This is a genomic window from Neolewinella agarilytica, assembly GCF_900110645.1.
Taxonomy (GTDB): Bacteria; Bacteroidota; Bacteroidia; order Chitinophagales; family Saprospiraceae; genus Neolewinella; species Neolewinella agarilytica.
This window is the reverse complement of record NZ_FOFB01000014.1, coordinates 68,400-91,751: the sequence shown is the minus strand read 5'-3', so window position 1 is coordinate 91,751 and position 23,352 is coordinate 68,400. Positions and strand designations below refer to the sequence as shown.

The window sequence follows — 23,352 nt, the reverse complement described above, 5'->3', positions numbered from 1 at the left end:
AGTCTGCCAAATGTGCAGGTACGGGAGAAGCTTAGAGGAACAGCGCCGACGGGAAGGTCCAATCGCCCCCGGACACTACTGCCCAAGCTTAATAAGCCAAAACACTTTCCTTTCTGAAAAATAGTAGCTATTTTCACATTTGAGCCATTTAACCAAATTTAATTTCACCACACAATGTCCATAAGAAATAAAACAGGCCTCCTGTTAACCCTTCTCCTTTCCCCTTTACTGTGTAATGCGTTGCCGGCAATGAACCATAGCCTGACGAATTATCCGGTAACACCTCCTGACCCCATCAAGAAAATCAAACCTGCCAACAGGCAACAACTCCGTGGGCCGGCTTACAAAAGCCATCGGGCCGCGGGCAGAAACCTGAAGCTGAACCGCGCAGCCGGAGTAGGGCGCCGGGTAAGGGCGACTAAGGCCATTGTATCCGGCCCGGCCTATAAGAACCGGAAGCCTGCTGTTGGTGCCGTAGAAGTCCCTCCTCCCACGAAAGAAAGGATTACCGGCCCCAGGTATAAAAACCGGAATGGGCGTGCCGAGCAGAAGGAATAAGCTATTCATAAAATAGCAGACCAGGAGCAAAGCGACGTGGCCCTCTGACCGTCTACGCTTCCGTCGTTCGGCTGCAAGCCTTAACTTACGATCATGCAACGCCGACAATTTCTCGCCACCGCCCAAGCACTGCTTTTCCCTGGACTTCCTTTGCACCTGCGTCCGCGCCAAAAAAAGGTAGCCCTCATCGGTGCAGGCTGGTACGGAAAGATGGACCTGCTGCGCCTGCTTCAGGTCGCTGATGTGGAGGTCGTGGGCCTCTGTGATCCCGACCAGCAACAACTCGATCTTGCCCTGGCTATGTTGCAAAGCAGACACCCCAAACAGAGGCCCCGCCTCTACCAAAAACACGAAGAATTACTGGCCCGGGAACAGCCAGGTTTGGTGCTGATTGAAAGCCCCGACCACTGGCATGCGCTACACGCCATCGACTGCCTCAAGGCAGGCTGCCACCTGTACTTACAGAAACCCGTGAGTCGGGATATTCGGGAAGGGGAAGCCATACTTGCCGCTGCGCGCCAGCACCCCGACCAGGTCATTCAGGTAGCGCTGCAACGCAGGAGTACTCCCCACCTGATTGATATGAAGGAGCGATACATTGACCGTGGCCTGCTGGGGGAGGTACACCACGTTGAGATGAGTTGTTATTACCCGATGCGGGATAAGGCGGTGCGTCAACCGACCAGCGTGCCGGAAGGCTTCGACTACGACCGCTGGAGTGGGCCGGCCCCTCTCCTGCCCTACAAAGGCCGCCCGCACCGCCGCTGGCGAGCCTTTGAGGAATACGGTAATGGCATCGTTGGGGATATGTGCGTCCATTATTATGATGCCGTCCGCTGGCTCCTTGGCCTGGGCTGGCCAGCCCGGGTAAGCAGCCAGGGGGGCGTATACGTGCAAACCGAGGCTGACGCAACCACCACTGACACCCAAACGGCCGTTTTCGAGTATCCCGAACGGAAACTCAATTGCCACTGGACGCACCGCAGCTGGGGCCGTGCGCCAGACAAAGAATGGCCATGGTCCTTTACGCTCTATGGTGAAAAAGGAGTCCTTATTGCTGACACCAAAAAGTATGAATGGCGACCGCTGAAGGGAGCTCCCGTTCGGGTAGACGTCAGCTATGAACGGGAACAATTCCCGGAGGATGTGACGGAGGAAGGCATCGAGCTCCACGTAGCCCCCGCCACGCGAGCCCACCTCCGCAACTGGCTGGAAGCCATTGAGCAAGGGACTAGTCCGGTAGCCAGCTTACAGGAAGGGCATATTTCTACGGCATCCTGTATTTTGGCGAATCTGGCGTGTTCGCTGGAGCGGCCACTTTCTTATGATCCGGAACGAAAAGTCATTGCAGGTGATGAGGAGGCGACGGCACTTTTGGCGCGGGTGTATCGGGCGGGATGGGAGCGGCCCTGAGCATAAGCCAGATCTGATACTGCACAGAGCTTTGAAGCCCTGATCACTGAAGAAGCATTGCCTTCAGCAACAGAGGGGATTAAGCAAGATCGATGAAAAACAACGTTTGGCAACGCATCTCTGAAATATGACGGGAAAGCCCGATAAATGTTGGATCTGCCTTTAGGGAAAGCGTCTTGCCAGAGAACGATTTTCAAAAAAAACCTATTTTACTCTAACGTTTTGTCCTTCGTTCCGGTCTATTCCATAAGTAAACCCCTAAAATATGCGTTCCTCGAATTACCTGTTTGTTCTTCTGGCTTTGTTTTTCGTCATTAGTGGCTGTCGGGAAGAAGGAGAGATCATCACGACCGAGACGGGCGATATCCCTCCGCCCACGGTTATCACGGCGACGGTCACGACGGTTGTAATCACGCAATCCGGCGAAATGCTTTCCGACGTAGACATCACTGGTCTTGGCGCAGCGGGCCGCCTCAACCCTGACGGTTCCTATACTATTGACGCAGGCCAGCTGAGCTCTGATGGCACACTGGTAACCGTTACCAGCCCCGGCCACTGGCCGGAGCGCCGGCTCCTGATGCCCGCCGGAGACGGTGAACTGGTGGAAACGTTTGTTCTCGAGCCTAAGGTAAAGGCTGGTGAGATCGACCTTACTACCGGTGGAATTATTCAGATAGCCGATGGATTCTCCGTTATGCTGGCCCCAAACACCATCGCTACTACTGCCGATGGATCCCCCTATGAAGGGCCCGTTGAAGTATACGTTAACCACGATGCCCCGGAAGATGCTGATGAAATGCTCAATAGCCCCGGAAACGTCCTCGCACAATTAGAAAATGGTGAACTGGCAAATCTGGAGAGCTTTGGTATGATGGATGTTGCGCTGGAGTCTCCCGACGGAGATCCGCTAACCCTTGATGAATCCACCCCCGCCGAAGTCCGCTTCCCACTCAAGTCCGCTACCGTTCCGCTAGGTCCTGATGATATTCCATTCTGGGTTCTTGACCCCGATGGGTTCTGGCTTCCGGATGGCTTTGCTACTCTTGGCCCCGACTGCTACATTGTCTTCATCAACGTTGGTGGCACTTACAACTGTGACGTACCCCGCCCTGCAGCGAGAATTTGTGGCCGTTTTGTGGATGCTGGAGGCTTCCCGCTAACTCACTCGCCCTTCGCGGTGAACCTAGTAGGTGGACTAACCTGCTATACCGCCCGGATCGACTGTAATGGTGAGTTCTGCGCCTGGGTCGCTGCCGATGCTGCTCTGGAGTTCCAGGTTAAGGACTCTTGTACCGGAGAAGTAATTGTGGTTCCTTTTGACCCCGTTCCAGTCAGCACATCAAGAGAGCTCGGCGACATCGTGATTGACTTGTCCAATAGCGCTTTTGCTGGTAGCCTGACCAGCTGTGGCAGTGCAGGCACGCCCGACCTGGAGTTGGCCGAAATCTGGGCCAATGGATATGGCGGTAATGGTGGAAAATATTTCGCCGCTCAAAGTGATGGTTCCACCATCGTCTCCCTCATCAACTGTGATGATGATGAAGTATTGGTACAAGCCTTTACCCGTGACTACCGCGCGGCATCCCCCGTTTACCGTCGTCCCGCCGATGATTTTGCCCCCCAGCAGCTGGTGGTTTGTGGTGAGCTTGACGCTGATGAATTCTTTACCCTCACCATCGACGGGACGGATATTCCCATCACCGAACTAGCCCCCATTTACTGGCCGGAGAACGGTAACTTCAATTGGTTAGTCCGAGCCGCCGGCACGCTAAATGGAGAGGAGTACAGCCTTTTTCTGAACTTCAGCGATCCCGCTACGGGCGCCTTCGCTGCGGCCGATGCCATGGGGGCGGTTTACCGACTTGAGCCAGGCCAGGATTACGGTGAAGGGCGGGTCTACGTTGACCCCGACCAGATGCTGAACCTTATTGGGTCTTCCGTTTCTGCCGATGGTGATGTATTCGAAGGCAGTTTCGACGCCACGATGAATTTACAGAATGACGCCAGCCAGTCGGTTGAAGCTGTAAACCTTAGCGTTACTGCCAGCTTCCGCATAAATTTATGAAACGGCCAATGACCATAGCAACCCTCATTGAGGGTTGTCGTCTTGGTCAACGAAGTTTCCAAAAAGAGCTGGTGGAGCGTTTCAGCCCCCAGCTTTTCACTATTGCCTTACGGTACGTTCCCGATCATGCTCATGCTCAGGACGTACTGCAAGACAGTTTGGTGAAAATTTTAACACGTATTGATCAATATAAAGAAAGCGGCTCCTTTGAAGGATGGATGAGAAGAGTAGTGGTCACTACCGCTCTGAATCGCCTGGATCGTAAATGGATGCGGCGGGAAGTCTGTATGGAGCCCATCTCGATGGACTCCCCCGTCGACCCCGACGTTATTGACCGGTTAGCGGCCGAAGACATTATGCGGTGCGTAGCTACTCTGCCTGAGGGCTTCCGTCATGTCTTCAACTTATATGCCGTGGAGGGTTACCGTCATCGGGAAATTGCGCAGATGCTGGGTATCACTGAAGTGACCAGCAGATCCTATTACGCCCGCAGCCGTAAGCTTCTTCAGGCCATTTTACTCCACCAAAAAACAGGTCTGCGTCATGCTGAATAGACCATTTGAAAATAAGATACGCCAGTCGCTACAGCAGCACACAACCCCCGTGGATACGGATGCTTTGTGGGACAAAGTAGAACCCCGATTAGCCCAACGAAGCGGACCAGGGCTGCCTTTCTGGCTCCTCTGCCTGATCGGTGCGGCAGGTATGGGCTTTTTTCTTTTACTATCAACAAAAACTCCCCCTACGGAGAAAAAAGCCTCGGAACGACTTGGTGTCGCTCCTTTATCATTTATCATCGATACCGCGAGTACAACGACAGGGCCGTCTCCCCTGGCTTCCCTGAATTCACCGGAGCACTTTCCACCGGCAGTTGTAATGCCCAACCTGTTGATGCTGGTGATCAACGATCCCGAGAACAACCCACTGACGGTTTTTTATTCCGGCACTAAGGATACTTCTATTGCGATTACTGAGTCTAAGCCAGCCAGCGGTCTTACCCCACAACAGCTGGCTTTCCTCGAACGGCAACGGGAGGCCGATGCCAGGCTGGAGGCCAAAATGGCCGAACTGGAAGCCACCCGGGCCGAGCGTCGCCGCATTGCCGCAGAAAAACTACAGGTCAATAAAAAATCCACCCTTGCCGTAACTAACGCTGCCGAATCTATTGAAGGCACCCGCACGGGAACAGTTCCTACTTACACTGAGCTTTCTCCCGAAGAGGAAGCCGCCAGGCTGGAAGCCTATCGGCTGGCAGAAGCCGAAAAACAGGAGCGGCTGGAAGCGCTCAGGGCAAAAGCACAGGAAACTACCAACAAACGACTGGCCCTTGAGCAAGCAGCCGCCAGAGAAATGACTGCCCGGCAAGCCCGGGAGGAAGCCGAACAGCGCATGGCTGAAAAAAAGGAAGCAGCACGACTGGCAGCATTAGAGATTGAACGGGAAGAACAAGCTCGCCTGGCGGCCGAGTTGGCCGCTGAAGAAGCAGAAGCAGAACGTCTGGCCATGGAAGCCCGAAAGCTAAAAAAAGAGCAACTCGAGGCAGAGAAGGAGGTACTACTGGAAAGAAAACGTAAAGCTGCGGAGGAACTGGCTGAGCGAAGGAGGAAAAAGAGAGAAGGAATTGAAAGCCGGCTTGAGGCAGACCGGGAAGCCGAACGAATAGCCGCGCGGGAAGAAAAGAGAGCCGAAAAGGAGCGTGAAGAAGCTGAAAGACAAGCCATTGCGGACGCCCGCCAGGAAAGAAAGGCCAGGAAGGCCGCAAAAGAGGCTGCCCTGGCGGCAGCAAAACGAGCCAAAGAAGAACAGAGAGCCGAACAGCAGCGAGTGGCCAGACTAGCCCAGGAAGAGAGGAGACGCGAAGAAGAAGCCGAAAAGGAAGCCGCACGGCTGGCCAGGCTGGAAGCTAAAAGAGCGGAACGTCCGTCTTTACCTCGAACCAATGCGGAGAAAGGAACTCCATCTACCGTTCAGCTTCTTCGGGAGGAAGCGGAAGCTGCAGCAGTAGCCCAGGCAGAAAAAGAGCGTATGAAAAAAGTGGCCGAGAAACAGAAAGCTGCAGAAAAAGCAGCCAGAATAGCACTCGAAGCCAGAGCCGAAGAAGAGCGTCAAAAAGCGGAGCGAGTTCAAAAAGCTGTCCAAACGCAACGGGCCGTTGCGCAAAAGGAACGACAACGGCGCGACGCCATAACCAGAGACAGCCTGCTACGGGTTGCCAAAGTAATGGAAAAGCAAGCGCGGGAAATCAACAAGCGAAACCGGGCCCGGTTTGCAGCCGCCGAACGCGAAGCCCGACGTCAGGCCGCCATTGATCGTAAAATCGCCAGCCGTGAACGTAAACTGGCCATGGCTGAAGATCGTCGACAACTGCAAGCTGACGCCCTGGCCAAACGGGAGCAACGCAGTGCAGATAAAAACGCCCGCAGGCAATTACTCCTCGCCAAACGAAAACAGCGTAGTATAGACAAAGACGCCCGTAAGGCATCACTCCTAGCCAGCCGGGCCGAAAAACAAGCCCGCAAACGCCAGCTATTAGCGGAACGGAGTGCCAGCAAAGCGGCCCAAAAAGCCCGCAGAGAACAACTACTCGCAGAGCGCCGGGCCGACCGTCTTTCCCGGAAAGCCGATCGACTGGCCCTTCAGGAAGCCCGTCGTGCAGACCGACTCGCCAGGAAAAGCGAGCGAATGGCCCTGAGAGAAGCCCGCCGGGCGGAACGTCTCGCCGCCCGACTCGCCCGCCGGGACGCCCGCCGGCTCGCCAGAGCCGAAAGAAGAAGACTACGGAAGCTACGCCCGCAGCCCTACTGGACCGCCGAACCCATGCTGGCCATTAGCCTCCCGCTCCGCTCCGGAGGGGGAAGCGGAGACTCCGGCAGTAATCAGGACGAAAAATCTTTGGAGGGTCTCACCTTTCAGGCGCTAGCCGGTCATCACCGCCCCAATGGCCTCAGTCTGCGGTCCGGTATCAGTTATTCCAGGATCAATAGTAAGATCAGTTCTGAGTCTACTGAACAGACGACGGTCAGCCAAACCGGGGTAGTTACCATTATCGAGAACCCTGACGGCAGCCGCACCGAACAGATAGGAACCGTTCAGGTACCCCAGACCATCACGACGAAAGCCAGGTACTACAACTCTGTGACGAGCCTGGACATCCCCCTCTTACTGGGCTACCGCTTCAAGGGCAGCAAGTACAGCATGATGCTGGAAGCCGGCCCGACCCTCAACCTCAGCAGTGGCGGTAGTGCTCACCTCCGCACGGCAGATGGTTACCGCTCCGTAGGCGGCAACCACTTCTTCTCCAGGCGGATGGGAGTAGGCCTTCTTCTGCAATTCAGCGGGGAATATCAGCTAAGTGAAAAGAACGCACTAACGGCTGGCCTCCGCATACAGGGCTTGGGTAGCTTTGAAGACCCGGCGGTTGCTGGCTATCAGACGAGTTATTCCCTGATTGGGGTGAGTTTGGGGTATCGGGTGCGGTTTTAGGGGCGGTAAAATATGGTTTCCCGGGTCGCTTCGCGACAGACATTTTTCACGCAGAAGAGGACAGAAGCAGCAGAAGGACGCAGCGGCTAAAAGCGGGGAGATATGCAGAGCAAAACCTTGCTCTCCCAGCCTTTCCTTGCACCTGCGTGTGCGCCCGGATTACCCCCTACGGCCGCACCTCATTCCCCAGCCCCACCAAATTAGCAAACAGGCGGTAGGCACCCGGCACACCCGCCGGCAGTTCCCGGAAGAAGCTGTAGCCCGTGTAGACGTAATGACCTTTGCCATATTCCGCCACCAGCAGGCCACCATCGTGGGGATCTTCGCCGGGGTCATTGGAGCTGATGATGGGGGTGTAGCGTTCGTCCCAGTTATTGGGGAAGTAGAGGCCGCGCTCCTGTACCCAGCCGTCGAAGTCTTTGCTGGTAATTTTATTCGGGTAGTTCAGCACGGGGTGATCCGGGGCGAGAATGCGCACGGGCGCTTCCTCCACCGTCGTCCGGTCACGGCTGAGCTGCAGCGGATAAGGGCCGATTTCCGTCATGGGCAGCTTGAGCCCGCGACTGGTGTTGTATTGAACAACCAGCGTACCTCCATTCTCCACGTACTTCAGCAGGCGCGGTTGCATATTCGGCATATCCGCCTCGGTGTTGTAAGCGCGGATGCCGACGACGATAGCGTCATAGCGGCTCAGGTCTCCCGTTGCGATGGTTCCTTTGTTCAGGGTAGTTACGTTGAGGCCGATGTTGGTCAGCGCCTCGGGGATGGCATCTCCGGCACCGGGCAGGTAACCGATGTTGCGGCCGGCAACTTTCAGGTCAAGCTTAGCAACCGGCGCGCTGGCGTCCAGATCAGCAAACTGAGTAGGAATATGGTCATGTTCGATCTTGATGAGCTTACGGGTGTAGCCGCTGTCTTCTTCGCCGTCCAGTTTGATCAGCGGAACGATCATCCCCTCCTCCTGATCGGCGGGCGGGGTGAGCATAAACTCAAAGTACTGCTCCTCCCCTTTCCGCGTCAGGGTGAAGGTTTTGTTTTTCGGGGTAACGCTCCAGTTCTCCGGTGTACACAACTCCACCGTACCACTGATGTTAGCCCGGGCGGAGGTTACTTTGATGCGGATGGTGGTCGGCTCGGAGGTCGTGAACAGGTAGCTGCTTTTGTCCAGCTCGCCGAAGACTGGCGGCATGATTTCCAGCGGCTGCACCTGTTCGCCCATTACCCGGTCAGTGAAGGCATGCCGGACCGGCCGAACGAATTCAAATTGTTCTCCGGCAATGTCCAGGGTAAAGACGGCATTCAGAGGATCATCACTTTCCCCTTTACCGCGCTGGGCCTGATCCTTCACGGTGTACATCCCAAGTTTCCAGGAGTCCTTCAGCCAGTAGGGGCCAGAAGAGGCCTTCCCGGTCAACACCTGAATCGTGTCCGTTTGCCGGAAGGGGCGGTTAGCCGCCAGCTCCTGATCTACGGCAGCCCGGGTCATGTGAGTACCATCGATGAAGTAATCGATCAGTTTCACCGGCTGCTGGCTTCGGTTGGTGGCTTCGATGTCTATCTCCAGCTCCTGTCCGGCCGTGGCGATGGGATCATCCGTTTTAGCGAAAAGGTAAAGGCCGAGGGCATTTGCAATCAGTTCATCCAGCTCTCCCAGCTTTTTAGTTTTCCAGAAACCGTCGGGCAGCGCGCGAATCATACCGCGCACCCGCAGCAATGCTGGTACGGATGCCGAAGGGTCATCGAAGTTGAAGTTCTGTTCAATGGCCTGCAGTGCCTGACCGATCCGACCGGCGCCGATGCGATTCCAGCTCACGTCGATGTTAGCAAACACTTCGCCTTCGGCGTCCTTGTCGTCTCCTTTGAGCAGCTCGAGTTGCTCGATCTGTTCGCCCCGGCTGCCGGCGCTGCCGAAGCCCTGGCTACGGTGCTGACTGCGGCTGCGGGCCGCGATTTCAGCCACGCCTTCGCCCAGTTTGGGTAGATAGGTGCCAACGTCTACTTTGATGATTTTGTCTTGCCGCATATGCTCCGGTACGCCACGCCAGGTGTAGGCGTTCCAGTAAATGCGACGGGGTTGCCAGGGCTTCACATATTTCAGTTGCTCGGGGAAGGCCGTCGGGTCTCCGGCCAGGTCAAAGGCCTCCTGACCAATAATGGCACTGGCAGTGTGATGACCGTGGGTGGTACCGGGCGCGCGGGGGTCGAAGCGGAGCACAATTACATCGGGGCGCCACTTACGGATCACCCAGACGGCGTCAGCAAGTACGTCCTGCTTGTCCCAGATATTGAAGGTTTCGTCGGGGTGCTTCGAGTAGCCGAAGTCGTTGGCCCGGCTGAAGAACTGGGTGCCGCCGTCCGTGCGGCGGGCGGCCAGCAATTCCTGCGTGCGGGTCAGCCCCAGCAGCTCGCGGATGTCGGGTGCGATGAGGTTTTGTCCGCCATCACCACGGGTCAGGCTCAGGTAAGCCGTTTCCACTTTTTCTACGTTGGCGAGGTAGGCGATCAATCGCGTGTTCTCATCATCGGGGTGAGCGGCCATGTACAGCGCTGAACCGAGTACCTGTAGTTTTTGAATTTCTGCGTGCAGCTCTCCCGAAGTAGGTCGGGCGGGGATTTGGGCGCGGACGCTGGTGCAAAGGAAAGTTAGAAGGCAAAGTAGTGCGAAGTTCCTCACGTTGGCGATTTGATTGGCTAAAGTATGGGGTAATCGCACCCGCGGGACGCTCAAAGGAACTCAGCGATTCCGCCTCTGGCTCCATGGCTGAGCACGCTTCGAGGTCCTAAAACGGTAGATTAGAACCTCGAAGCGTACGTTTTCCGGAGCGCAGCGTAGGATAAAACGTTCCTTTGAGCGTTCGGCTTTGAGCTTGCGACTGCCCTGGCTAAAGTATGGAGACGTTTTTCGGGGGTATTTGTTCTATGGGGGCTCGTGCTTCGCAGTCGGGACGACATGGATGGCTCGCGCTTTGTCCGGGGCTAAGGGGGTTTGATTCCCTGCGGGGCTGCTACGCGGTCCTACCGGATCGTCAGAGGGCCATTGCTTATTTACCCTCCCCTGCACCTGCGGCTGCGCCCTCTACACCTCCATCACCAGCCCCCGAAAAGCCGACTTCCCCGCTGAGCAGGTCCAGCAACTGTAATCATCGGGCAGATCGGCAAACTCCGTACCGATCCGGATCCCCTGATCCGGGTCTCCCAAAGCGGGATCGTAGAGGCTCTGGCAGCTGGAACACTGGTAAAAGGGCCGCTCCTTTACGGCCTTTTCAACGGGCCGTTTGGCGCCGATGACCTCGCCCCGGTCTTCGTTGAGTTGCTCGAAATAAAGCTTACTCAGCTCCACCATTAACTCAGCAAGCGCCGTACGGTCTACCCTTCGGGCGTACTCTACATACTCCTGGGAATTAGGGTCGAAATTGCGGGCATACTTCAGGTTGTAGGCGGGAAGGACGGCGAAACCATCGATAAAATCCGGACCACTCTCCCGCTCCACCACGATGCTGGTGAAGGGCCGGGCGTAGGGCGAAGCCACCCCGAAGGTGAGACCATAAGTACTGATGTCCCGCCGGTCAAATTCGCGCACGAGATACTGCTTCAGTTGCAGCGCCTCCTGATTCCCGACCGGCAGGTGCCAGTTAAGCTCCAGGCTGCTGTGCCGGGCGTTGATACCAAACCGGCCCAGTAATTTTTCCCACTCGATCCGCTTCTCTTCGGGAATACCCGTGATGATAAACGATTTCCAGGGAGTGATACAAATCTTGCCGATCCGGTGCTCCATACAGAGTTCGCAGGTGGCGACGAGAAAATCAAGGTCGTACCAGTTATTGCGCCAGTAGAGACCGAGCCAGTATTGCTTATCGTCCAGCCGGTTCATCCCTTCGTAGTAGGGAAAGGGATAAAAAGGTACGGTGAGATCTTTCTGAATATTCTTCGTCTTTAGCTCCTGCTTATCGTTAACCCGGACGACACAGGCCGCCAGATCCGTCAAAGTGTCTCCGTGCGGATCCAGCGCCATTACGACCCGGGCAATGTCCCAACTATGAATGAGCGCCGGGAAGGTTTCCATGTTCTCCCAGGCCGGAAGCTGAATGTAGAGGTACCAGAAGTCTTCTTCCGGCGAGGCGATGAAGTTGAGGTGGCCGGTAAACAGCGGTACCATCCGCTGCTTCGGATCGGTGATATTGACCTCCAGACGGGGCGAAAACTGGAATTGCTCCAGGATGTAGAGGTAGGTCGCACTGGTGAGCCAGGGCGTTTTCGTGAAGATGTCTGCCGTCACGTAGGAGCTGATGATGTTGGCCGACTTGCCCTCCGCAATGGGATCAAGGCCGATGTTCGCATATCGGTCATCAGCAGCAAAGCGTTCGGGAGAGATGGGCAGGACGATATCCTGCCGGGAACCAAAGTGAAGGCCATCCAGCCCCAGCTCGCGGGCCAGGCTAATCACGCGTAGCATCTCGGCGGGCGTGAGCACGCCTCCCTTCACGGGCATCCGGTACAGTTTGGGGTTGGACATTTTCTGGAACTTCGATAATTAAAAATAGACTACGAACGGGATTTTCCTCCTATTTAGCCACCAGTGTTTCTTCTAAGACAGCCTGAACCTCCGCCTTACAGCTGCCGCAGCCAAGCCCCGCTCCGGTGGCCGTACAGAGTGCTTTGAAGTCATCATTCCCCTCCATAATGGCTTTGGTCAGGTTACCCTTTCCTATATTGTTGCAGCTGCAGACTACCCGGCCTACTAATGGTTCACGCGCCTCCCCTGACCGCAGCAGTTCCTGCCGCTTTTCGGATAACTCGATGCCATCTTCGATCAGGGCTCTGAACTCGGCGAATTCGTTTTTGTCGCCCAACAGGATAGCCCCTACAAGGCGGTCATTTCGGACGATGCACTTTTTATAGTAGCCCTGGCTGGTATCGCGAAAGACGATCTCTTCGTAGGAGTTGTCATCGGCCGAGGGGTTTACCTCTCCAATGCTACACAGGTCGAAGGCTTCGAATTTAAGGATATTCATCAGCACGGAGCCGGAATAAATGGCGCTGAGATCTCCGGCCAGGTAGTTGGCCAGCACGTCGGCTTGTTGCTCAGCGGCGGCGGTGATGCCAAAGCGCCGCCCGCCCCACTCGGCCACTTCGCCAATGGCATGGATGGCGGGGTCGTTGCTCCGCAGGCGATCATCAACGATGATGCCCCGGCCACAATCCAGCCCGGCCTCCTGGCCGATCTCCAGGTTCGGCCGCGTACCGATGGCGAAAACGATGGCGGAACAATCAAGTACTTTACCACTTTTGAGGGTTACCCGCATCTGACGGGAGCCCTCTTTACTGAAGACGGTGTCTACTTCGTTGCGGAAGTAAGTCTGAATACCCCGCGCTTCCACTTCACCGGCCAGCAGTCGGGAGGCAGTAGCGTCCAGCTGTCTTTCCATTAAGCGGTTGGAACGCTGCAGAATGGTAATATGGACGTCCATTTCGCGCAGGGCGGCAGCCATCTCAAGCCCCAGCAAGCCGCCACCAACAATCAGGACGTGGTTGGTCCCGACAAGAACATCCTGCGTTTCTCTCAGGTAATTCTTTAATCTGTCCGCATCCTCCCGCCGGCGCATCGTGAATACGCCGGGAAGCTTGACGGGGACCTCACGAGGGACGAAGGGTCGGCTACCGGTAGCGATGATCAGGCGGTCGTAGGCTACCTCTCTTCCCGCATCCGTAATGACTACTCTGCGATCACGGTCAATGCGGTCGACACTCGTCTCCGTCAGCAGCGCGAAATTGAGATCGCGTTCCTGATTGGCGTTCATCTTCTCCAGCTTCCCCCAGGGCAGGTGGTCGCTGATGTATTCCGGTAGCAACACCCGGTTGTAGAAGGCATTGGGTTCCCGGCTGATGACCGTAATTCGGTCGGTTTTATTGCGCTGCCGGTAGCTGGACACGAAGCGGAAGGCCGCCGCTCCGGCCCCCACCACTACGACGTGCTCGGCCGGCTTCTGGTAAGCCTGAACATTGACGTAGGTAAACTTGAAATTCGGCTGTTTACTGTGCGGGTCGATCTGATCGTCGGTCAGGTTATTCGTCCGGCTGCGGTTAGCATTGAGAATTTTCCCCCAGTGCATGGGTAGGAAAACAACGCCTTGACGGATCGCGCGGCTGTGCTTCACCTTAACCCTTACCTCTCCGAAGGAAGAGGTAACGACAGCCAGCTGATCGTCTTGCAAGCGAAGATCAAAAGCATCGAGCGGGTGGATTTCCAACAGGGGCTGATCCTGATGCCGGCGCAGTCGGGCCACCTTTCCCGTTCGCGTCATGGTGTGCCACTGGTCGCGAAGCCGGCCAGTGGTAAGAATGAAGGGCCGGTCCGAAGGTGGCTCCGGAGTAGGTTTGAGGTGGCTGATGGTGGACATAAAGCGCGCGCGACCACTCTGGGTGGCGAACTTATGGTCCGTAAACAATCGGGGCGTCCCCGGGTGATCGGCACTGGGTACCGGCCACTGAAAGCTTCCTTCCTCACGAAGACGCTGGTGACTCAGGCCGCTAACGTCGATGTTGGTGCCAGCAGTCATACGGGCGTATTCGTCATAGATTTCACTTACGTTCTGGAAGTTAAAGCCCGGGTAGTTCATGTGGCGGGCGAAGTCGCAGAGGATGTCGGCGTCCGGCCGGGCTTCGCCCGGCGGCTTGGCGAGTGGCTCCAGGTAGGAGACCCGGCGCTCGGCGTTCGTCATGGTCCCCGGCTTTTCGAGCCAGCCGGCGGCGGGGAGCAGGAGGTCGGCGTACTCCGCCGTCTCGCTGCGGTTACTGATGTCTTGTACGACAACAAATTTTGCCTTCTTCAGCGCCCGCTCCACCTGGTTGGCATTGGGCATACTCACTACGGGGTTAGTACAGATGACCCATACGGCCTTCAGCTTTCCTGATTCCAGCGCTTCAAACATTTGGGTGGCCGATAGTCCGGCCTGAGCGGGGAGTTCCTCTACCCCCCAATAGCTGGCAATTTCGGCCCGATCGGCCGGGTCCGCCAGCACCCGATGAGCGGCCAGCAGGCTGGCCATACCGCCTACTTCCCGTCCGCCCATAGCATTGGGCTGCCCGGTGAGGCTGAAGGGGCCGGCACCGGGTTTGCCGATCTGTCCGGTTAGCAGGTGAAGATTGATAAGCGCGCCGTTCTTTTCGACGCCAACCTTGCTCTGATTGAGGCCCATGGCCCACATGGTCATAAAGCCCTTGGCATTACCGATGTATTTAGCCGCCAGGCGAATTTGCTCCAGGGGCACACCGCAGGCTTTGGCGGCCTTGCGGAGGTTGATGGACTTCAGTATCCGAACGTAGTTCTCTCCGGCTTCCGTATGATCACGAACGAAGTCATGGTCTACCCGGCCATCATTCCATAACTGCCGGGCAATGGCGTGGTAAAGTAGTACATCGGTGCCGGGAATGAGCTGCAGGTGAAGGTCAGCAATAGCACAGGAGTCTGTTTTTCTGGGGTCGACGACAATGATTTTCACCTCCGGGTTCGCTGCCTTATGTGCTTCCACCCGCCGCCAGAGAATGGGGTGGCACCAGGAGGGGTTGGCTCCGGCAACGAAAAGGCAGTCGGATTCCTCCAGGTCTTCGTAAGCGACGGGAACCAGGTCTTCGCCCAGCATTTTGGCATAAGCCACTACCGCCGATGACATACACAGGCGGGAGTTCGTATCGATGTTGTTGGTGCCGATGAAGCCCTTGACGAGCTTATTGACCAGATAGTATTCTTCGGTCAGGCATTGGCCGGAGACGTAGAAGCCAACGCTGTCCGGCCCGTGCTTAGCAATAATGGACTTGAAAACAGCCGCTGCCCGAAGCATAGCCTTTTCCCAGGTTACGCGACTACGCGGGTGGCTGCGGTGCAACCGCATTTCGGGATAGAGGAGGCGGTCGGCGTGGTCCTGCACTACGTAATTAAGGTTTCGGCCCTTGGAGCAGAGCTTTCCCTGATTAACGGGGTGATCCGGGTCTCCGGTCACCGTCAGGCCTCCCCGTTCGTCTTTTCCGGCAATGATGCCGCAGCCGACGCCACAATAGGAACAGGTAGTCTTGACTTGAGTGGTGCGCATGGGGAGTAAGGAGTAAGAGGTAAGGGGGTAAGGAGTAAGGAGTAAGGAGTAAGGAGTAAGGGGACGGATAATGTTTCGCTACGCCAATTACGTATTTATTGCCCATAACAAAGGTAGACAATAAGTACATAAGCAGCAAATTGAAATAAAATACTTAATTTTTATCTCAAAAATACGTAGTTTACAAATGAAATACTTACTTTTGATTTATCATCGGAATTCATACAAGCGATGGAGCGCGATTTAACCACTATTTAATCCTTATCCGCTCACCCTCCTCTTAATGTCCTGCTTTATGAAAGGAACTTCACTCACTACATTATTATTACTGGCCCTGGTACTTGTCTGCCCATTGGCAGTAAGTGCTCAATTTAAGCTGAGCGCAGAGGTCCGCCCCCGCACGGAATTCAGGAACGGTTTCAAGACACCGACCTCTTCCGGCTTCGACCCTGCTTTTTTCACCGAACAGCGTAGTCGGCTTAACGTAGACTTCAAAGACGAAAAGTATGCGATGCGTTTTTCCCTTCAGGACGTAAGAATCTGGGGAGAAGTTCCTCAAATTTTCAAGGAAGACGCGGGCACCAGCTTCCTCAGCGAAGCCTGGGGGCAATACTTCGTCAACGAAACCTTTTCGGTGAAAGCCGGTCGTCAGATCATCTCTTATGACAACCAGCGCTTCCTCGGCGGCTTGGAATGGGCCCAACAGGGCCGGCGCCATGATGCTTTACTCTTTATCAAGGAAGACCCTGAAAAGAAGATGAAGCTACACGTTGGGCTTGCCTTCAACGCAGACAAAGACAGGCTGGAACCCGCCTATCTTCAGGCACCGGGCGCGAGCTTCTATTCCGTTGCCGGCAACTACAAATCATTACAGTATGCCTGGTACAACAAGACCTTTGACGACAAAAAGGGGAGCCTCTCCCTGCTGGCTCTGAATGCTACCCTTCAGAACCCCGACAGTACGGTATCCAACAAACAGACCTTTGGCATTATTCCCCGGATCAAAGCGGGCAAGGTCATGCTGGCCGCTGACCTGTACTACCAGTCAGGAAAAATTGGTGACAATAAGGTCAATGCCTTCCTGGCGGGAGCCAGTGCCACCCTGCCGACCAAAGCCACTCCGATCACCCTGGGTTTTGAGTACATCTCCGGTAAGGACGATGACGACGACAGTAGCGACATCACCAACTTCAGCCCGGATTACGGTACCAACCATGCTTTTAACGGCTTGATGGATTACTTCTTCGTTGGGCCGGCCAACGGTAATGTCGGCGTAATTGACCTCTACCTGAAGACGAAGTTCAAGGTAGGTAAAGGAGCGCTTCTCTTACACGGCCACCAGTTTATGACCGGCTCCCGTCAGCTTGACGGCGAAGGGCAGGAACTGGGCAGCAGCATGGGCTTTGAGCTGGATGCTGTCTTCGTCAAAAAGCTGGCTCCGGCGGTAACGCTTCACGTAGGTGCTTCCGCACTTCTCGGTACGGAAACGCTAACCACGCTGCGCGCCGGCAACGAAAAATTCAACCAGTGGGCCTGGACGATGATCACCTTTAAGCCGACACTCTTTGACTCCGAAGAAGAGAAAAAGAAGAAGAAAAAGAAATAAGAAACCTCTCCCCAACTCCTCTCCGGAGGAGAGGGGCTTAATAAAACGCTTGGCGTTTTAAACCCGGATGAAGCCGCTGGCATAATCCGGGGAAAACCAACCAAAATGAAAAATTTACTCCCACTACTTTTCCTGGCCCTGCTCTTCACTGCCTGTGGCGGTGATTCGGCCTCCACTGCTTCTTCAACGGCCACGGCACCTGCGTCTGGCGCCGCATTGATTGAGAAGCCACAATTAACCTTCGGCTTCATCAAACTGACGGACATGGCCCCGCTGGCCATCGCCAAAGAACTCGGTTACTTCGAAGACGAAGGCCTCTACGTAAGCGTCGAAGCGCAATCGAACTGGAAAAACATTCTTGATCGTGTTATCGACGGACAGCTTGACGGTGCGCACATGCTCGCCGGACAGCCCATCGCCGCCAGTGCCGGTTTCGGTCGTCAGGCAGAACTGATCACCCCATTCAGCATGGACCTCAATGGCAACGGCATCACGGTCTCCAACGATGTGTGGGACAAAATGAAGCCCAACGTGCCTAAAGGCCCGGACGGTAAGCCCGCTCACCCCATCAGCGCCGAAGCGCTCAAACCCGTTATTGAATCTTATGCCGCAGAGGGCAAGCCCTTCAAGATGGGCATGGTATTTCCGGTTTCTACTCACAACTACGAGATTCGTTACTGGCTGGCTGCTGCAGGAGTAAACCCGGGCATGTATACCGCTGACAACATTCAGGGTCAGGTAGACGCCGAAGTTTTACTCTCCGTTACCCCGCCACCTCAAATGCCCGCGACCCTGGAAGCCGGCACCATTTATGGTTACTGTGTGGGAGAGCCCTGGAATCAGCAGGCCGTCTTTAAAGGCATCGGCGTTCCGGTTACGACCAACTCTGACGTATGGAAGAATAACCCGGAAAAAGTATTTGCCATGCGCAAAGACTTTGCCGAGAAGTACCCCAACACGACCAAAGCCATCACCAAGGCCCTCATCCGCGCAGGAAAGTGGCTGGACGAGCCCGGCAACCGCCCCGCTGCCGTTGGTATCCTGGCAAAGTCTGAGTACGTAGGTGCGGACTCCATCGTGCTGGCGAACTCCATGACCGGCACCTTCGAATTCGAAAAAGGAGACAAGCGCGAGATGCCTGACTTCAATGTATTCTACCGCTACAACGCTACTTACCCCTTCTACTCTGACGGTGTATGGTTCCTGACCCAGATGCGTCGTTGGGGCCAGATTTCTGAGCCAAAAGTTGGTGAATGGTACGATGAGAAAATCCGCGAAGTCTACCGCCCCGACCTCTGGAGAGGCGCCGCTGAAGCGCTGGTTGCAGAAGGTAAAATTCCCGCCTCGGACATTCCGGACACCGACGGCTACAAGCCAGCCACGGCCGACTTCATCGATGGTGTTACTTATGACGGCAAAGATCCGATCGGTTACATCAACAGCTTTAGCATCGGTAATAAAGATGCGAAGTAAGTAGTCAAATAGCTGGGGAGTCAAGTAGTCCAATAGCCGCTACCGAACATGACTATTTGACTGCTTGACTCCCTGACTGCTTGACTAGTTGACTCTCTGACTACTTGACTAATAAGGCGCTGACGCAGGTGCAAAGAGATGTCTTTAAAAAAAGCAGGCATCCCTACCCACCCCATAATTTCAAAATACCCTCAAACAAACAATAATGTCACAGACCACTACCGCCCCCACTCCGGCAAAATCGGCCAGTCTTACCCGCTTTCTCCCTTCCCTGTCAGGTATGGGGGCTAAGCTTCCCGGCATGGCGAAGTCTGCTGGCATTACCCTGGCTTCCATGCTGCTTTTCCTGTTGGTCTGGCAGCTCTCCGCCACCTATCTCTATAACGTAGAGGCAAAAAGTCGGATTGACCGGGTGATGACCGAACAAGGAGCCGCAGAGGCTGAAAAAATGAAGGCTTGTATTGCCTCCGGAGACATTAGTTGTAAGCCCAACACCCTCCCCTCCCCTTCGGAAGTGGTGAAAGCCTCCAGCCTGTTGTTGGCTGATCACCGGGTCATTAGTGCTGACAAAGCCGCCTTTAAGGCTAAAACAGCTGCCGTTAACGCCCAGCGCAAAGCGCAGGGTCTTGACCTGATCACTTACACCGGCCGGCCGAGTTTCGTCGACCAGATTTTCACCAGCCTGAAGACGGTCGCCGTAGGCTTTTTGATTGCACTCTTCATTGCCGTCCCCATCGGCATCATTATCGGGCTCAATGAAAATCTGCGCACGGCCTTTAACTGGTTCATTCAGGTGTTTAAGCCGGTGTCTCCCGTTGTTTGGCTGCTGCTTGTTTTCATGATTGTGAAGACGCTTACGCTCGGTTCTGACTCGGACACTTCTTTCCTGATCTCCGCAGTTAGTGTTGGCCTATGCTCCATGTGGGCAACGCTCGTCAACACCAGCGTAGGGGTTTCCTCCGTCAACCAGGACTACCTCAACGTCGCTAAAGTACTCAAACTGGGCATTGGCAAGAAGATCTTCAAAGTCATTCTTCCCTCTGCCATCCCACTGATTTTTACGGGCCTCCGGATTACCGTTTCCGTCGCCTGGATGGTACTGATCGCCATTGAACTGCTGGCACAGAGCCCCGGACTCGGCTCTTTCGTCTGGGAGGAATTCCAGAACGGAGCGAACGACTCCAACGCAAAAATCATCGTCGCCATGTTCGTCATTGGCTTTATCGGCTTCCTGCTGGACCGGGTGATGTACTACATCCAGCAGTCGGTTTCCTTTGAGAAAGCACTGGCTTAATAGTAATGTAGTCATGTAGTCGGTAGTAGTGTAGCGGCTGCCGCACGAGATTGCCCGCCTACATTACTACAGTACTACAAAACTACATTACTACAATACTACAATACTCCTCCCATGTCCACTCCAATCATAGAGTTCCGCAACGTATCCAAGTGGTACGGTGAAGGTGACAATAAGACCGAAGTACTGTCGAATATCAACCTCAAGATTGAAGAGGGAGAGTTTCTCGCAATTGTTGGCTTTACGGGCTCCGGTAAGACGACGCTGGTAAATATGATGACGGGTCTCGTCTCTCCTTCTGAAGGAGAAGTGCTTTACCGCGGCGAGCCGATCACCGGCCCCGCGCCGGAGCGCGGGATCATCTTCCAGAATTACAGCCTCCTGCCCTGGTTTACTGTCTACCAGAACGTAGCCCTGGCGGTTAATGAGATTTACCCCGACTGGCCGAAGGATAAGCGCGACGAACACATCCGCAAGTTCATCGAAATGGTGAACCTGACCCCTGCTTCGGAGAAGCGCCCCAAGGAACTCTCCGGCGGCATGAAGCAACGCACCAGCATCGCCCGCGTACTGGCCACTGACCCCGACCTGCTGCTGATGGACGAACCACTGGGTGCCCTCGATGCACTCACCCGGGGTAACCTGCAGGAAGAAATTCTCAAGATCTGGAGTGCGAACCGACGCACCGCCGTACTGATCACCAACGACGTAGACGAAGGCATCTTTATGGCCGACCGCATCATCCCGCTTGAGCCCGGCGAAAAATCCGGCCTGGGGCCGGAGTATAAGATTGAACTGGCCCGCCCACGCAATAAGAAGGCGCTCAACACCGACCCTCACTTCAAGAAGGTAAGAACCAGCATCCTCAACTACCTCGTCCAGCTCGGTGAAGCCGCCAAGCTCGAACGCAACCAGGACCTGGCCCTGCCCGATCTGGAGCCCATCCAGCCAGGAACACGAAGCTTCGGTTGGCTGCGGCGGGCGTCTTGAACCAGGTTGCAGGTTGCAGGTTGCAAGTTGCAAGTTGCAGGGTTGTAACCTAACCAACCTGTAACCTGAACCTTGCAACCTGCAACCTGCAACTCCCAACCTGTAACCTGACCCCTGCAACCTGCAACTCCCAACCTGCAACCTGTCCTCCCCCCCCCAACTCCCCCCTCCATGTCCCAGAATCCCAACTCCTCCCTTCGCGACGTAGTTCTTAACATGCGCGACCTGACGAAGATCTACCCTACCCCAAAGGGAGACTATGTCGTACTGGAAGACCTCCAGCTACAAATCATGAAAGAAGAGTTTGTCTCCATCATCGGTCATTCGGGCTGTGGGAAGACGACCTTACTGACGATGATTGCGGGCTTAAATGATATTTCCGGCGGAGATATTTTGCTCAACGAATTTCCCGTTTCCGGCCCCGGCCCTGACCGGGGCGTCATCTTCCAGTCTCCCAGCCTGCTACCCTGGATGACGGCGCTGGAAAACGTGCTGCTGGGCGTAAAACAGGTATTCCCCCAGGCTTCTAAAAAAGAGCTGAAAGACATCTGCGCCTACTACCTCGATAAAGTTGGGCTGGGCAACGCCATGGACAAAAGAGCAACGGACCTGTCTCAGGGAATGCAACAACGGGTAGGCATCGCGCGGGCATTCGCACTGCGCCCCAAAATCCTACTGCTGGACGAGCCCTTCGGCATGCTCGACTCGCTGACGAAGGCCGAGCTCCAGGACGTCCTGCTGGAAATATGGGACAAAGAAAAAATCACCGCCATCCAGATTACGCACGACGTTGACGAAGCGATCTTCCTGGCCGACCGGGTCATTATGATGACCTCCGGACCGAGGGCACAGATCGGTGATATTCTGGACATTGGCTTTGAGCGCCCACGTGCCCGAAAGGAGATTCTCAACCATCCGGACTACTACACTTACCGGAAGCACCTGATTGACTTTTTGGAGCATTAATGCTGAGGGCTCACAGGTTCTTTACAGTTGCTTTATGAGAGATTGAAACTTATTCACTTTTTTCAAAATAGTGGAAAAAATTTAATTTTACGAACTCTTCGCCATATATTTGTTTAAATATAACTCTATTAAACTGAGTTTGAGTTTGTTTTTAGTTGAATTTTCATTCAAAATAACACCCATTAATAAGCCTTAAACTCACAACACCCATCACATGCGTATATATATATATATATGTTATTAGCGTCCTTTTCTCTACTAACAGGCTGTCAAGAAAAAGAACTTTTGTCGCCTTCTATAGACAACAAGGAATACGTTTCCTTTCCTACCGATAACGGCGCGTTAGTTATACCACTCGAAAATGGCATTTTACACTTTCCTGATGTATCTACCTACTTGAGAGTAGAAGACGCTGTATCTTCTAATGAAGATAGACAGATTTCCGACGAACAATTAGACGAGATAGAGTTCAACACTTCATTTCACTCTATGCGTCGTCACCTAAACTCGAAGCTCGCTCCTTATCTCTACGGAGACATGCCGTTCGACGAACTTTCGTCAGTCGTGAACGAAAACGAGGGCTTATTGTATATGCACGAGGACTTACCTTTCAATGTATTCGCAGACCGTACACAAAGAGCTCTCTTAAATAAACAAGGTGCCGTTATCATTGAAAATGACATGATCATTTATCGTAAAGACAGAGAAATACACCTACCCTCTACTTTCGAAGTTGATTTTGAGAACCTACCTTTGGAATCCGATCCCGAGAAAGGAATAATCGTCTTAAAGGCAACTTACAACCAAGTTGGTTCTCAGCCAAAGTCCATGATCTGTACTAGACCTAGCGGTCAACCAGATCAAATCCAACGATTCAGTGAAGGTCCGGAGGTAGATCGTAAAAAAGTTACTTCTCTTGGTGGAGTTAGGGTAGGAAAAAAGCTTGTAAGAAACCAAGGAGGGTTTCAGTCAGGAGTCGAATGGCAATTTTGGTATCGTTATTATAGCGAACAGAAATCTTGGGCGAGAGCACGATGGGGGAATAATTGGCGGCAAGGGACTAGCGCAATAACAACTTTAAAGTTCACATTTGGTGTTGGAATCACCTCTAATTCAGGCGGAAGTCGTGGCTCAGGAAGGGGATGGACACAATCGAACGTAAGAACAATTACTACAAACTGGAACCCTTATAACGTTAACTTTTTCACAACTCCTGTAAGTCCTGGGGATGCAAATCTTATTTACGACTACGACCTTAGATATGTTACCAGTGGCGTACGCGATGACAATGACAATAGCGAAAGGTCATTTACTTTTTCATGTTGTCCATGGACCTGTGAAAATTCTGGATACGATGACATCTAAAACCAGGATGTTCCATCAATAATTCCGTAAGAATCGGAGCTGTGGTAAAAAT

At 54.4% G+C, this 23,352-nt stretch carries 14 protein-coding genes; 11 read left to right on the top strand and 3 right to left on the bottom strand.

The genetic code is table 11. The features are described from left to right. The first annotated feature begins 174 nt into the window (after positions 1-174). The 5 genes from BM123_RS13465 (at position 175) to BM123_RS13445 (ending at position 7,519) form a co-directional block, all read left to right on the top strand. Positions 175-558, top strand: a complete 384-nt coding sequence (locus tag BM123_RS13465; RefSeq protein ID WP_139211884.1) for a hypothetical protein — start codon at positions 175-177, stop codon at positions 556-558. A gap of 93 nt (positions 559-651) precedes the next feature. After that, entirely contained in the window at positions 652-1,971 is a 1,320-nt protein-coding gene (locus BM123_RS13460; RefSeq protein ID WP_090169356.1) for a Gfo/Idh/MocA family protein, read from the top strand. Positions 1,972-2,236: 265 nt separating this feature from the next. Then, the gene (locus BM123_RS13455) at positions 2,237-4,036 is read left to right on the top strand and encodes a hypothetical protein (RefSeq protein WP_090169354.1); all 1,800 of its coding nucleotides are present in this window, start codon (positions 2,237-2,239) and stop codon (positions 4,034-4,036) included. 8 nt (positions 4,037-4,044) lie between these two features. Beyond that, a complete protein-coding gene (locus BM123_RS13450; RefSeq protein WP_090169530.1) occupies positions 4,045-4,590 on the top strand; it encodes an RNA polymerase sigma factor in 546 nt (181 codons plus the stop codon). Then, positions 4,580-7,519, top strand: coding sequence for a hypothetical protein (locus tag BM123_RS13445; RefSeq protein ID WP_139211883.1), 2,940 nt, complete (start codon positions 4,580-4,582; stop codon positions 7,517-7,519). Before BM123_RS13450 ends, BM123_RS13445 begins: the two co-directional genes overlap by 11 nt. 166 nt (positions 7,520-7,685) lie before the next feature. Here the strand turns inward: BM123_RS13445 and BM123_RS13440 are convergent, their stop codons facing one another. The 3 genes from BM123_RS13440 to BM123_RS13430 form a co-directional block, all read right to left on the bottom strand. Next, positions 7,686-10,193 (bottom strand): PIG-L family deacetylase, encoded by a 2,508-nt coding sequence (locus tag BM123_RS13440; RefSeq protein ID WP_090169348.1) that lies wholly within the window; start codon positions 10,191-10,193, stop codon positions 7,686-7,688. A 402-nt stretch (positions 10,194-10,595) separates the two neighbouring features. Further along, positions 10,596-12,032, bottom strand: coding sequence for a rubredoxin (locus BM123_RS24805; protein ID WP_090169346.1), 1,437 nt, complete (start codon positions 12,030-12,032; stop codon positions 10,596-10,598). A gap of 49 nt (positions 12,033-12,081) precedes the next feature. Then, on the bottom strand, positions 12,082-15,606 hold the full coding sequence (locus BM123_RS13430) for a nitrate reductase (protein ID WP_090169344.1): 3,525 nt from the start codon (positions 15,604-15,606) through the stop codon (positions 12,082-12,084). Between the two features lie 295 nt (positions 15,607-15,901). On the opposite strand from BM123_RS13430, the gene BM123_RS13425 reads away from it, so the two are divergent. The 6 genes from BM123_RS13425 to BM123_RS13400 all read left to right on the top strand — a co-directional run bounded on the left by BM123_RS13425 (position 15,902) and on the right by BM123_RS13400 (position 23,300). Continuing rightward, complete coding sequence (locus BM123_RS13425; RefSeq protein WP_090169342.1) at positions 15,902-17,212, top strand: alginate export family protein; 1,311 nt, start codon at positions 15,902-15,904, stop codon at positions 17,210-17,212. A 105-nt stretch (positions 17,213-17,317) separates the two neighbouring features. Beyond that, positions 17,318-18,685: a CmpA/NrtA family ABC transporter substrate-binding protein gene (locus BM123_RS13420; protein ID WP_090169339.1), complete on the top strand. Its 1,368-nt coding sequence runs from the start codon at positions 17,318-17,320 to the stop codon at positions 18,683-18,685. A gap of 205 nt (positions 18,686-18,890) precedes the next feature. Next, positions 18,891-19,979, top strand: a complete 1,089-nt coding sequence (locus tag BM123_RS13415) for an ABC transporter permease (protein ID WP_090169337.1) — start codon at positions 18,891-18,893, stop codon at positions 19,977-19,979. Between the two features lie 114 nt (positions 19,980-20,093). Continuing rightward, a complete protein-coding gene (locus BM123_RS13410; protein ID WP_090169336.1) occupies positions 20,094-20,969 on the top strand; it encodes an ABC transporter ATP-binding protein in 876 nt (291 codons plus the stop codon). 171 nt (positions 20,970-21,140) lie between these two features. Continuing rightward, positions 21,141-21,935: an ABC transporter ATP-binding protein gene (locus tag BM123_RS13405; RefSeq protein WP_090169333.1), complete on the top strand. Its 795-nt coding sequence runs from the start codon at positions 21,141-21,143 to the stop codon at positions 21,933-21,935. A 234-nt stretch (positions 21,936-22,169) separates the two neighbouring features. Then, the gene (locus tag BM123_RS13400) at positions 22,170-23,300 is read left to right on the top strand and encodes a hypothetical protein (RefSeq protein WP_090169331.1); all 1,131 of its coding nucleotides are present in this window, start codon (positions 22,170-22,172) and stop codon (positions 23,298-23,300) included. Positions 23,301-23,352 lie beyond the last annotated feature (52 nt).